Origin of the sequence: Chengkuizengella sp. SCS-71B, assembly GCF_040100845.1 — a bacterium.
Classification (GTDB): domain Bacteria; phylum Bacillota; class Bacilli; order Paenibacillales; family KCTC-33759; genus Chengkuizengella.
Map to the genome: position 1 here is coordinate 3,049,918 of NZ_JAZHSH010000001.1, position 13,590 is coordinate 3,063,507.

The window sequence follows — 13,590 nt, forward strand, 5'->3', positions numbered from 1 at the left end:
AAAAACAGGGGGAAATTTTGTTCATTTTATGTCTTATTTGAATCAGTATAACGATTATGATACATTGATTAAGCAAGGTTATGATAATTACCTATTGAAAACTAGAAAGGATTGTTAAAATGAGCATACATATTGAGGCAAAAGAAAATGAAATCGCGGAAACGATACTTTTACCAGGTGATCCATTACGCGCAAAATATATCGCAGAAACCTTCTTAGAAGATATTTCTTGTTATAACAATGTTCGCGGCATGTTAGGGTTTACAGGTACATACAAAAATGAACGTATATCTGTACAGGGAACTGGAATGGGCGTTCCTTCAATTTCTATTTATGTAAATGAATTGATTCAAAGTTATGGTGTGAAAAATTTAATTAGAGTAGGAACATGTGGAGCAATCCAGAAAGATGTAAAAGTACGTGATGTCATTCTTGCCATGACCTCTACCACAGACTCACAAATGAACCGCATTGAATTTGGACCTATTGATTATGCGCCAACAGCAAACTTTAACCTTTTAAAAAGAGCTTATGATACTGGCGTTGAAAAAGGATTAAATTTAAAAGTGGGTAACGTATTTACTGCGGATCAATTTTATAATGATAATGCACAATTTGAAAAATTAGCTCGTTACGGTGTACTTGCAGTTGAGATGGAAACGACAGCTTTATATACATTAGCAGCAAAATTTGATGTAAACGCACTGTCTGTTTTAACTGTAAGTGATCACATTTTAACTGGTGAAGAAACAACTGCTGAAGAAAGACAAACTACATTTAATGATATGATTGAAGTTGCATTAGATGCTGCAATAAAAAATAAATAACCAATATTAACACTAAAAAAAAATTTCAAAAATATTTAATTAACTATTGACCCTGTACCTAGGTACAGGGTTTATACTTTTTTTATGAGGTGATTAAACATGAATTATCGTGCAGGTGAAATTGCAAAAGCTTGTTTAATTAATAAAGAAACACTCCGTTATTATGAGCGTGTTGGTCTCATCCCTGAACCTCCACGTTCCAAATCTGGGTATCGATTGTATCAGGAAAGTACAATTCAAAGAATACAATTCATTAAAAAGTTACAAGGATTAGATTTCAGCATAAAAGAAATAGATAAAATGCTCGGTATAATTGATAAAGACAATTTAAAATGTCGAGACATGTATGAATTCACATCTCAAAAAATAAGTGATATTGAACAAAAAATGAAAGAACTAATGAAGGCTAAAAGTCTGTTAGAAGAATTGAAACAACGTTGTCCAGATGAAAAAGAAATGTTTGAATGTCCCATCGTAGATTCACTTTTAGAAGAGGTTTAACAAAAAAAGGTGGTGCAATAGTGAAAAACAAAAAGTTATTTATATTTGGTTTAGCAGGAACATTCATCACTCTTGTTTGTTGCTTTACCCCCTTACTTGTTATCTCTTTAGGAGTAATAGGTCTCAGTGCATGGATTGGGATCATTGATTACTTCCTTATTCCATTAATCGTATTTTTTATCGGATTAACTTACTTTTCTTATAGGAAGTCTTAGTCATGAAAGGAAATATTAAGAATACAGAGGAAGGATGAGTATATTGAAAAATAATAAATTTGATTTTGATTTTGCCATTATAGGTTCTGGAGCTGCTGCATTTTCTGCTGCAATTCAAGCCTCTCAATACAATACTAAAATAGTGATGATAGAAAAAGGAACTATTGGAGGAACATGTGTGAATATTGGATGCATACCATCTAAAACGTTAATCCAGGCTGGGAACATAAATCATACAATTCAACATCATCTCGTCCAAGGTCTGCAAAGTGAGACAAAACAAATTAATTTTAAAAATATAATATCTCAAAAAGATGAACTCGTTTTTTCACTTAGACAGCAAAAATATGAGAATCTAATTGATCAATACGGATTTGAGTTCATTCGAGGTGAAGCTAAATTTACTAATGCCCATACGATTGAAGTAAATGGGAAAAGGATTACCTCTAATATCATTTTAATTGCTACTGGGGCATCCCCATTCATTCCAGACATTCCGGGACTAAAAGATGTAAAATATTTAACAAGTACTTCTGCTATGAATTTAGAAAAAATCCCTAATCGAATGATTGTCATTGGAGCAGGTTATATCGGTCTTGAGCTTGGGCAAATGTTTCATAATTTAGGCTCTAAGGTTACTCTTCTAAAACGTAATGATCGTTTATTACCTTCTTATGATTTAGAAATATCGGAAAGAGTTTCTAGTTTTTTTAATACGGAACATTTAAAACTATTAACTGGCGTAACATATAAAAAAATAGAACAAAAAGGAACCATTAAGAGGATTCACATTACAATTCAAGGTGAGGATCAAATTATTGAAGCAGATGAGATACTTGTGGCTGCAGGGAGATCTCCAAAAACAAGTAAACTTAATCTAAAAAATACAAAAGTACATTTGGGTGAGTCAGGAGAAATTCTAGTTAACGAATACATGCAAACTAATGTAGAAAATATTTATGCCGCTGGAGATGTACTTCTTAGTGCACAATTTGTGTACACCGCTGCACATCAAGGAAGTATTGTTGCAGATCATGCATTTGGAACCACAAAACGAAAAAATAATTCGAATGTGATTCCATCTGTGATTTTTACTAACCCTTCGATAGCATCTGTTGGTATTACTGAACAAACAGCAAAAGAAAACGATATCCCTATAAAAACATCTATTTTATCAATGGAAAATGTACCTAGAGCAATCATTAATTTGAATACCGAAGGGTTAATTAAAATTGTAGCTGAAAAAAATACGAATAAAATACTAGGTGTACAGGTTGTCGCAGAAAACGCTGGCGAAATTATTTATGCAGCTACACTAGCTGTACAATTTGGATTAACAATAGACAACATCAATGAAACCTTTGCCCCATATCTTACAATGGCTGAAGGACTTAAATTAACCTCTCTTGCATTTGATAAAGATCCAAGAAATCTATCTTGTTGTGCAGGAAATTAATTATACTGTTCAAGATTATGTTCATCTTTTAATAATCCATATAAAAACATATCATGACGTTCAAGAAACTCACGGTAAACTCCCTCTTTTTTAAATCCAAGCTTTTCATATAGAGTAATCGCTCGTTCGTTATAACTAAATACGGTTAATTGTAAACGATATAAATTAAGTTCACTAAATGCATAACGAAGAGCAAGTGTTAGCATTTCTGTGCCAAAACCTTTTGACCAATTTTGTTTATCTCCAATGGCCATTGATAACCATGCAGTACGGTGATTCCATAGTATTCCATCTATTTCTATTACCCCTATGATTTGATCTGAATCTATCAACCTTACAGCAAATCTATATTCATTAGAATCTGTAGAATCAATCCACTTTTTTATTTCAGAAGCTTGTTTTGGGAATGCTGCTTCTGCAGTAAACAAATTTAAAAAATCAGCATTTTCATACCATTTCAATATATGAGAAATATCTGTTTCTCTAATGGATGTTAATTTTAACTTCTCCCCTTCAAACAATTGACTTGATTTCATAAATACCCTCTTTTCTAGTATGTAATCTACACTTAAAAATAACAATAGTGAGAACAAAATGATTTATGATAAAAACAACATCATATGTTCTTCATCATAATACGTATCTCCTATTTTTAAAGCTCTTTTATCTACTCCAAATGTTTCAAACCCCATAGAATTATACAGTTTTCTTGCTGCTTCGTTCTCTCTATTTACACTCAAATAAATTTGTTCAACTTCATCTAACTCTTTTGCTTCTTTTATTACTTCTTTCATTAAACTTTTCCCAATCCCCATACCATGATAATCAGAATCAACATACATAGCATAGATATTTGCTCTATGTTTTAATTTATTTTTCTTTTCTTTCACCAAAGTCACTATTCCAATTAGTTGTTCACTTTTAAATGCACCAAGAGTTATAAACTCAGATTTTAATCTACTTTTAAATTCTTCTACTGTAAATTCTTTTTCCTCTTCATAACTTGAACCAAATGCAGAAGGATGGTTTTTTAAACCTTTTAATCTAAGTTTTTTATATAATTCAGCATGTGTAGAATCTAATCGTTTAATATTCATAAACCCCTCCTATTACATTCAAAACTATTAATAAACACTTATTTTGATTAATGATATACTATTAACATTAAATTTGACCTACCAAGGTAACTTTCCAATACCAGGCTCTACATATAAACCTGATTCATCTTTCTCTAGGTCTTTTATCATTTGAAAATATTTTGTGCTGCTTCATACGGTTCATGACTATTAAAAAAGGACTTAGTTAGTTCGTATCCAACTCCTCTACCTGCACCAGTAATTAAAACTCTCTCATTCAAAACTATCACATCCCATTTTTTATTTTAGTGAACAGTAAGATTAATCATCTTACCTACTTGTAATTCCAAAAATGAACTTGAATTTATTACGATCCTTTTTTCCTTTTTGAAAACCTTTTTTTAAATCTAAAATATATACCGTTTTTCCAACCCAAATTCGTAAGTATAAGGAATGAAACTTTATAGGACCACAAATTCCTTTTTCTTCAAATTCTGTACCATTGTTTAATTCTGTTTCAGTTCTAATTAACCAAGTATTACCTATTCCAAATTCAATGTATTTCAATCTTAACGTACGCTCCTAATTATAGTGTATTTATTAGTTTCTATTTCAGTTAAATGGTTCTAACCACCATGGATAATCAAATTGTCCATCTGACACTTTAAAGAATTTGCCGAAAATCCCTAGATGAGTTACTCCATTTTCATCAATTACTTCAACAAAAGGGGTATAGGTAGAAAATAGATAGAAATTTATATGTTCAATTATGATTTTAGGAGTTTTTGGCACCGTTATTCCGAGCCTTTCTTCTTCTTGAGCCATATATTTTTTATAATCTTCTAAATTTGGATTAGTTAAAATTAATAATACGATCATCATTACTACAACTATCATAAACATATATATCTTCTTCATGTTTCTCACCCACTTCTTAATCCATCCTACCTTAGATAAAAGAGCCAATCAATCCTTGATAACTCCTTTACTCATTATATAACTATCAAATGTTTAACTTATATTATCACTCATTCCAAAATATTAATAGAAATTTTCATTAAATTTTTCGTGGTGGTCATTACCTAGCTTATTACGATATAAAAGAAAAAGCCAGATACTACTTGTAAGTACACAAATTATCCCAAACACTACACCAATAGCTTGGGGAGAGTAGTAATCTAGTAAAATACCTGTTAAAACCATAGATAACTGAAATAATGATCCGTAAACCGCATAAATTTATAACCATCCACTATATCTCTAGAATAATTGATTTTTTTAGTTGATTGTTGTTTTATCTCAGTTTGAGGAATTTCGGTAAACTTTATAATTAAAGCAGAAATGAAAAAAGCCATGCTATTTAATGCAAAAGCGATATTAGGACTTAGAAACCCTAATACAAGCCCACCTATACTAGAGCCTATGATAGCAGAAATTGCCTGCATTGAGCTTGATAACGAATTAGCAACTGGTAATTCTTCTTTACTAACCATCTTGGGAATTACACTTTGTCTTGCAGGATTAAATAGTGTAGAACATAACGCCATTAAAGCATTCACAATAAAAACCAAATATATAAAATTATCAGCAAAAAGAAAACCTAGCACAATGATAGCTCTAATCAAATCCGTAATGATTAGAATCTTTTTTCTATTCATTCTATCAACAAAAACACCTGCTAACGGGCTAAACAATAATTGAGGAACCCCCTTGCTAATGAGCGTTAAGCTTACCATGAAGGGTGACCCTGTAATCCCATAAACAAAAGTTAATAAAGCTATAGTACTGAACCAATCACCAATTGTACTCGTCGTTTGAGCATAAAAAAGTTTTTTATATTCATTATTGTTTTTAAGTATTTTTGTATATACGTTTTTATTCTCCAATAATCTCCCACCTTGTTTAATTTTATTAAACTCATCCTCAAGGGTTATATTTTCATCATAATTATTAAAAGCCCTATTAACTACCTTCAGAAGGATTAGTTTTAAGTACAACTTTAGGCCGAGATTATATTCAAAAATATGTACATCATCCAATTTTAAAGTAGGAATTGAAAACTTGATGAAAGAATGACAGAGGACTAAATCAAGTTTAGTTAAGAAAGGACCAATTTAGCGATACGTTCATTTACATTGTCATTAAATAAACCACCGTGATAACAAATAACAGTTTCAATATCATATTGTGTGAACTTTCGCAATGATTTTTGAGATAATTCAATATCTATAGATTGCTGGTTTAGTTCTAACAGACCATCTTGAACAACCATTGCATCTGCAGCAATAAGAGTCTTACTTTGTTTATGATACAAGCTAATATGACCTATACTATGACCTGGTGTATTGATGACAATGATACCTCCACAATAAGGTAACTCTTCACCATCTGTCACTATTTTGTGAACAATAGTTTTTGGTGGATTGGATAACTCTGATTTAAAGTCATTACGCCATTGTTCTGGCCAAGATTCCATTTGAGCCAGCAATTCATCTGTTAAGAGATCTTTTTCTCCCTGAATATATGGTTTTTCTAAATCATTTGATAAAACTTGAATATTGTGATGCGATGACTCTAAAATACTAGGTAAACTTCCTGTATGGTCAAAATGATGATGAGTAATGATGATCTTTCTTAGAGAGTCAAAAGGTATAGATGCTTTTTCAAATTCTTCTAGAAAAATATCTTTTTGACCTGGGAAACCAGTGTCTATCAATATAGCCATTTCTTTATCCCAAATAACAGTAGGATGTATAGTCACATCTTGCCCCAAAAAGTCTTTTCTTTCGATCTCGAATACTTCAATTCCTGTAGCTACCTTCATCATATTCCTCCATAATCAGTTTTTATTTTCATATCTTTATAATTTATTTCTTTTTTATTGGAATCCAAATTTCACATCGATAATTTGGGTTTGTATCATCACCTGGAGGAATCAACTCGATTTCAGGTACCCCTGCGAGTTGCTCATATCCAGTTGAAGGAAACCATTCTGTATAGATGCGATCCCATACTTTTGAAGCTGCATCTGGCATCGCACCAATGGATTCAAAAACAGCCCATGAAGCCGAAGGAATCTCTTTTTGCTCATAATTTTTCATATCTTCATTATTACTGATCATTGTACCAATAAAGTAGGTAAATTCTTCTTTTTCATGATCTATGTCCATAATTACACCTAGTAGTTCCATTTGTCCTGTAATAGAAAGAATATGTATATCAACACTTTCTTGCCGTATCTTCTCTCTAAATTTTAAAATATGTACTCTGGACTTCTCTTTCACCATAGGCACTTTTATTCCCCTTCCTAATACTTTAAAACTGTCTTTCTTCATAATTTTATAATTCATTTCCTTTTCTCCTTTTAAAGAAATATGAAATGTGATTCGTGGAAAGGCGACTAATGAAACGTCCGATTCCCTTACTTGTGACGGGGAAATGCCATGCACTCTCCGGAATGCTTTTGAGAATGACTCTGGTGTTTCATACCCATACTTTAAAGCAACATTGATCACTTTTGTTTTCGTATCAGTCAACTCTTGAGCAGCTAATGTTAACCTCCGTTTTCGTATATATTCAGCTACTGTATAACCTGTTAGCATATGGAACATTCGTTGAAAGTGAAACTTAGAACTGAATGACTTACTTGCTAATACTGATATTTCTATTTTTTGATTCATGTTCTTTTCAATGTAATCAATACATTCATTCATGCTTTGAAGCATATTCATAAATTTACCCCCTCAACTTCAATTTTAAGTTTAACAGTGAATTTAAGTTTAAACCTGTCATTTTGTGCTCTTTATTGACATAAAAAAATAGAAAAGTAAAAACCTGTGAATGCAATCTGCCATCCACAGGTTTTTTACAGTGACACTTGTATAAAACTTTTGAATCTTATATTACAAGCTCTCAGCGATAATCTCTGCGATATCCCTAGCTTGAACTTTCTCTTCATCTTTTGCTTTTAATCCATCATCTACCATAGTGAGGCAATATGGACAACCTGTTGCGATTAGATCAGGTTTTGTTTCTAAAGCTTGTTCTGTTCTTTCAACGTTCACTCTCGTACCTTCTGTTTCTTCCATCCACATCATTCCTCCACCAGCACCACAACACATACTGTTGCTTCCTGAACGTTCCATTTCTACAAGTTCTACTCCTGGTATAGAGGATAAGGCTTGACGCGGAGCTTCATATTCATTATTGTGACGACCTAAATAACAAGGATCATGATAGGTAATCTTATCCATCATAGATTTATTAGGTTGAATCTTACCTTCTTCGATCCATTTTGAAATGAGCTGTGAGTGATGATAGACCTCAACATCCTCAGGCAATCCAAAATCTTGATATTCATTTTTAAACGTATGGAATGCGTGAGGGTCAATGGTAACAATCTTTTTAACATTATAATTTTTAAATAATTCAACATTTTCTTCTGCAAGCATTTGATACAAATATTCATTACCTAAACGTCTTGCCGTATCACCGGAATTTTTTTCTTCATTCCCTAATACTGCAAAAGAAATACCGGCTTTGTTCATAATTTCTACAAACGCTTCGGAGATTTTTTGACAACGTTTATCGTATGAACCCATAGAACCTACATAAAATAAATATTCGAAGGATTCGGTATTTTGTACCTCTTCTACTTTATTGTCATCGTCCATTTGGTCCATCCAATTTTTACGATCTAAACGGTTTAATCCCCATGGATTTCCTTGTCTTTCAATATTATTTAAAGCACGAGCCGCTTCGGCTGGCAAGCTTCCTTCCGTTAATACTAAATAACGACGCATATCCATAATTTTATCAACATGTTCATTAGCAACAGGACATACTTCCTCACAGTTTCGGCAAGACGTACAAGCCCAAAGTTCTTGTTCCGTAACAACTTCACCTACTAAAGGAGTGTCCAGTTCAGTTTCAGTAGAAACAGCTAGTTCATTGGCAGTTGTTCCTCCAAATGCAAAAGCAGGCATCCAAGGAGTACGAGAAGTAATTGCTGCACCCTTGTTAGTTAAATGATCTCTCATATTCGTTATTAAATGCATTGGAGATAACATTTTTCCAGTTGACGCAGCCGGACAAACACTTGTACAACGACCACATTCTACACACGCATACAGGTCTACCAATTGATTTTGTGTGAAATCTTCAATTTTTCCAGCTCCAAAAGACTCTGCATTCTCATCTTCTAAATCTATTTTTTTCAATTTACCAGGAACACCTAGTTTTCTAATAAAGACATTGATAGGTGCAAAGAATAGATGAGCGTGCTTAGACTGTGGAACATATATTAAAAATGTGTAGAGAATCAATAAATGAATCCACCAAAGAACATAAAATAGAACCCCAGCCACATTGCTACCCATCCAAGAAAATGCTAATACAAATAGGGAGCTGACAGGTTGAAGAGCATTTACCTCATGCCCTTTCCAAATCATTTCCAAACCACCTGACAATATTATAGAAAGCATTAAACTTGAAAGCAGTAAAATCACAATACCTGCTTTCCAGCCACGTTTTAAACGGGCTAACTTTTCAACATATCGACGGTAAAAAGCATATCCAGTAGCTAATAACACTAGTAAAACTGTAATTTCCTGTATAAATACAAAAATCGGATAGAAGGAACCTAATGGTAAATGCCAACCTGGCACCAGTCCTTTACCAACCAAATCAATCGCACCAAATTGAATAAGGATAAATCCATAAAACATAACCAAGTGCATTATACCGCTCTTTTTATCCTTTAGTAATGTTTTATGACCAAACATATTCACTGCAATTTGTTTAAACCTTTGTTTATATTCTGGTTGTAAAGACTCTTCTTTTCCTAATTTAATAAATGAATAACGACTATACATGATGTGATAAAACAAATAGAAAACATATCCAGTGAGCAATAAAAATGCACAAAGCTGAATTATAGTTAATAGTTCCATAAAATCACCCACCTTTATTTATTAATCACTCGATATGAGCCTGTTGCTTTTGCAACAAGCTGCCCATCTTCACTTCTAATTTCTCCCTCAGTTGTAAGGGTATTATTTGTTTGATGTATAACTTTTGCATTTACCTTTAACGTTCCATCTTTTAAAGCAGTTAAATAATGGATGTTTAACGTGGTAGTAACTAAGTTATCATCAGGGCGGGCTACAACAACTGCCAGCCCCATGATACTATCTAACACGGTGGCGTGAACGCCACCGTGTATGATTCCATTTGGATTAAGATGCATGGGTTCAACCTTAATGGAACCAAAAATTTGATCGTCTTTTATTTCAGTAACTTCACTATTAATGAGTTCCATAAATGTGCCTTTCACTTTTTCTGCTAACATATTCTGAAAGGCTTCCCATTCTTTTTGATTCATACTTTCACCTAAACTACATACTGATCAGATTGAATGATCTTATCAGCTATTTCTCTTTTAATGTGTAATAAGTTTTTAGGTTTGAAACGAACTAATTTCTTTAAGATGGAAAGAACCATTAAGGCAGAATCACCATCATCCATAGAAACAATTCCTTCTTTAGCCATCAACTCAATTTTTGTAAATGCTTCTTGAGCAAATGCAACTGTTAGGTTTAACTTTTGTTTGGACTTTTCTAATCCATCTCTAGCAATTGCTTTTTCTGTTCTTAAGATTGTGGATTCTAATGCATAGATTTGAATTGCTAAATTTGAGATGATTTCTAAAATTTCTTGCTCATCTTGTAAAGCTTGCTTATATTTCTTAACAGCAGTTCCACCAACCATTAAAAAGATCTTTTTAGCAGATGCAAGCATTGCTTTTTCTTTTTCTAATGGTGTGTCTTCGTCAATCATCGGCGGCATGTAGGCTACTAATTCTTGCTCTAAATTAGCTGCTACTTCCATCATAGGCAATTCGCCTTTCATCGCTTTACGGAATAACATATCTGGAATTAATAAACGATTAATTTCATTCGTTCCTTCAAAAATTCTATTGATTCTAGAATCTCTATAAATTCTTTCTACTTTATACTCTTGTGTAAATCCATAACCACCATGAATTTGAACTGCTTCATCTGAAACAAAATCCAAACACTCTGATGCAAATACTTTGTTAACAGAACATTCTAATGCATAATCTGCAACTTTTTTCACTACATCTTTCTGATAGTTTTCATCATTTACATCTAAGGTTTTTAGAGCATCATCCATTAATCCACCAGTTCTGTAAACGACACTTTCTGTTGCATAAGTGTTAATAGCCATGTCAGCTATCTTCTTTTGCATAAGTGGAAATTCTACTAAAGCTTTACCAAATTGTTTTCTTTGTTTTGCATATTCAACAGAAAGATCAATTGCCCATTTGGATGTTCCTAAACAACCAGCTCCTAAAGAATAACGACCTAAGTTAAGAATGTTAAAGGCGATTACATGCCCTTTACCAATCTCTCCTAATAAATTTTCAACAGGTACTTTTACATCTTCTAATATAAGTGAACGTGTTGATGAACCTTTAATTCCCATTTTCTTTTCTTCTGGACCCGTAGATACACCTTCAAAAGATTTTTCCACGATAAAGGCTGTGAATTTGTCCCCATCTACTTTCGCATATACAACAAATACATCAGCAAACGCTGCATTAGTAATAAATTGTTTAGTCCCATTTAAGACATAATGTTTACCATCTTCACTTAAAACAGCTGTTGTTTTTGCACCTAATGCATCTGAACCTGAAGATGGTTCAGTTAAACAGTATGCAGCTAGTTTTTCACCAGTAACTAGAGAAGGTAAATATCTAGATTTTTGATCATCATTTCCGAAAAGTGCAATGGGTTGAGTTCCAATCCCTACATGTGCACCCACACTTAAAGCAAATGAACTACCACGAACTAGTTTCTCACCAATTAAAGTAGAACTAATTTTATCTAAATTCGTCCCACCATATGTTTCAGGAATTGCCGCACCCAATAAACCTAATTCTCCAGCTTTTTGCAATAAATTAACGAGTAAATCAAAGTCCTGTGTTTCAATTCTTTCATCTACTGGTGCGATTTCATTTTCTACAAAATCAGCTGTCATTCCTGCTATCATTTTATGTTCTTCTGAAAAATCCTCAGGTGTAAATACCGATGAAGCATCAACATCACCTAATAAATAACTTCCACCTTTAGCAACTTCTTTAATCATCTTAAATTCCTCCTCAAAATTATAACACACATATTAGTTGTCTGTACCACACATTAAGTGGCAATTTATAACCGACCCAGCTCTAAGGCTGGATCGAATTCATTTCGGATCTGAAATTTAGAGTTTAATTTTAAACAAATTCAAATACCCCAGCAGCGCCCATACCACCGCCAATACACATGCTAACCACACCATATTTACTATTTCTGCGTTTTGCTTCATGTAACAATGTTGTAGTTAATTTAGCACCTGTACATCCTAGTGGATGACCTAATGCAATCGCTCCTCCATTAACATTTACCTTATCTGGATTAATTTTTAATGTTTCCATTACAGCAAGAGCTTGAGCTGCAAAAGCTTCATTGATTTCAAATAAATCAATTTGGTCTAACGTTAATCCCGCAAGTTCTAATGCTTTTGGAATAGCTACAACAGGACCAATTCCCATAACTTCTGGACCTACACCTCCAACAGCAAAGCTGCGGAAAATAGCCATTGGTTTTAATCCTAATTGATCTGCTTTTTCTCTAGACATAACTACAACCGCTGAAGCTCCATCATTCATTTGAGATGCGTTTCCAGCTGTTACGGAACCTCCTTGTAAAAATGCAGGTCTTAATTTAGACAACACTTCTACACTTGTACTTGCACGAACACCTTCGTCTGTATCAAACATAAAGGATACTTCTTCTTGTTTACCAGCATCATTTATAATCGTCTGCTTAACTGGAACAGGAACAATTTCTTCTTTGAATTTTCCAGATTCAATTGCAGCCGCTGCTTTTTGATGACTACTTACAGCAAAAGCATCTTGTTTTTCACGAGATACTTCATATTCACTTGCTACATTCTCAGCTGTATTCCCCATGGAAATATATACCTCAGGGCGATGATCTACCAAATATGGATTTGGTTGAGGTTTAAATCCTGACATAGGTACATGACTCATGCTCTCTATCCCACCCGCAACAATCACATCTGAGAATCCACTCATGATTCGTTCTGCTGCAAAAGCAATAGATTGTAAACCAGAAGAACAAAAACGATTAATGGTTAAACCAGGTACTGAATCCGGTAATCCTGCTCTTAAAGCTGCAATACGTCCCATATTTAAACCTTGTTCACCTTCAGGCATAGCACAACCGATAATGACATCTTCAATTTCATCAGGAGATAATCCAGGAGTACGTTTAACAACCTCCTCAATTACAAGACCTCCTAAATCTTCTGCACGTGTATTTGCAAGAGAACCTTTATGAGCTTTACCCATTGGTGTTCTCACTGCTGAAACAATAACAGCTTCTTTCATAATATTACTCCTCTCAAAGTAAGACTTATATAAAATA

The 13,590-nt window shown here is 33.3% G+C and carries 15 protein-coding genes; 4 read left to right on the top strand and 11 right to left on the bottom strand.

Annotated elements, in window-relative coordinates:
• The first annotated feature begins 119 nt into the window (after window positions 1-119).
• From deoD to merA, 4 genes are all read left to right on the top strand, one after another.
• Complete coding sequence (gene deoD, locus VQL36_RS14990; protein WP_349250094.1) at window positions 120-827, top strand: purine-nucleoside phosphorylase; 708 nt, start codon at window positions 120-122, stop codon at window positions 825-827.
• Window positions 828-926: 99 nt separating this feature from the next.
• Entirely contained in the window at window positions 927-1,328 is a 402-nt protein-coding gene (merR, locus tag VQL36_RS14995) for an Hg(II)-responsive transcriptional regulator (protein WP_349250095.1), read from the top strand.
• 20 nt (window positions 1,329-1,348) lie between these two features.
• Complete coding sequence (gene merF / locus VQL36_RS15000; protein WP_349250096.1) at window positions 1,349-1,543, top strand: mercury resistance system transport protein MerF; 195 nt, start codon at window positions 1,349-1,351, stop codon at window positions 1,541-1,543.
• 43 nt (window positions 1,544-1,586) lie between these two features.
• Window positions 1,587-2,999: a mercury(II) reductase gene (gene merA, locus VQL36_RS15005; protein ID WP_349250097.1), complete on the top strand. Its 1,413-nt coding sequence runs from the start codon at window positions 1,587-1,589 to the stop codon at window positions 2,997-2,999.
• Here merA and VQL36_RS15010 read toward each other — a convergent pair.
• The 11 genes from VQL36_RS15010 to VQL36_RS15060 all read right to left on the bottom strand — a co-directional run bounded on the left by VQL36_RS15010 (window position 2,996) and on the right by VQL36_RS15060 (window position 13,553).
• Window positions 2,996-3,535, bottom strand: a complete 540-nt coding sequence (locus VQL36_RS15010; protein ID WP_349250098.1) for a GNAT family protein — start codon at window positions 3,533-3,535, stop codon at window positions 2,996-2,998. The genes merA and VQL36_RS15010 overlap by 4 nt on opposite strands.
• A gap of 63 nt (window positions 3,536-3,598) precedes the next feature.
• Complete coding sequence (locus VQL36_RS15015) at window positions 3,599-4,096, bottom strand: GNAT family N-acetyltransferase (protein ID WP_349250099.1); 498 nt, start codon at window positions 4,094-4,096, stop codon at window positions 3,599-3,601.
• A gap of 309 nt (window positions 4,097-4,405) precedes the next feature.
• Window positions 4,406-4,642, bottom strand: coding sequence for a DUF3977 family protein (locus tag VQL36_RS15020; RefSeq protein WP_349250100.1), 237 nt, complete (start codon window positions 4,640-4,642; stop codon window positions 4,406-4,408).
• 45 nt (window positions 4,643-4,687) lie between these two features.
• On the bottom strand, window positions 4,688-4,972 hold the full coding sequence (locus tag VQL36_RS15025; RefSeq protein ID WP_349250101.1) for a hypothetical protein: 285 nt from the start codon (window positions 4,970-4,972) through the stop codon (window positions 4,688-4,690).
• A gap of 296 nt (window positions 4,973-5,268) precedes the next feature.
• Complete coding sequence (locus VQL36_RS15030; protein WP_349250102.1) at window positions 5,269-5,961, bottom strand: MFS transporter; 693 nt, start codon at window positions 5,959-5,961, stop codon at window positions 5,269-5,271.
• 212 nt (window positions 5,962-6,173) lie between these two features.
• Window positions 6,174-6,899, bottom strand: coding sequence for an MBL fold metallo-hydrolase (locus tag VQL36_RS15035; RefSeq protein ID WP_349250103.1), 726 nt, complete (start codon window positions 6,897-6,899; stop codon window positions 6,174-6,176).
• Window positions 6,900-6,942: 43 nt separating this feature from the next.
• Window positions 6,943-7,806, bottom strand: a complete 864-nt coding sequence (locus VQL36_RS15040) for an AraC family transcriptional regulator (protein WP_349250104.1) — start codon at window positions 7,804-7,806, stop codon at window positions 6,943-6,945.
• Between the two features lie 171 nt (window positions 7,807-7,977).
• Window positions 7,978-10,026: a (Fe-S)-binding protein gene (locus VQL36_RS15045; protein WP_349250105.1), complete on the bottom strand. Its 2,049-nt coding sequence runs from the start codon at window positions 10,024-10,026 to the stop codon at window positions 7,978-7,980.
• Window positions 10,027-10,040: 14 nt separating this feature from the next.
• A complete protein-coding gene (locus tag VQL36_RS15050) occupies window positions 10,041-10,457 on the bottom strand; it encodes a PaaI family thioesterase (protein WP_349250106.1) in 417 nt (138 codons plus the stop codon).
• Between the two features lie 8 nt (window positions 10,458-10,465).
• Entirely contained in the window at window positions 10,466-12,244 is a 1,779-nt protein-coding gene (locus VQL36_RS15055; RefSeq protein ID WP_349250107.1) for an acyl-CoA dehydrogenase family protein, read from the bottom strand.
• A 130-nt stretch (window positions 12,245-12,374) separates the two neighbouring features.
• Window positions 12,375-13,553 (bottom strand): acetyl-CoA C-acyltransferase, encoded by a 1,179-nt coding sequence (locus VQL36_RS15060; protein WP_349250108.1) that lies wholly within the window; start codon window positions 13,551-13,553, stop codon window positions 12,375-12,377.
• Window positions 13,554-13,590: the final 37 nt, after the last annotated feature.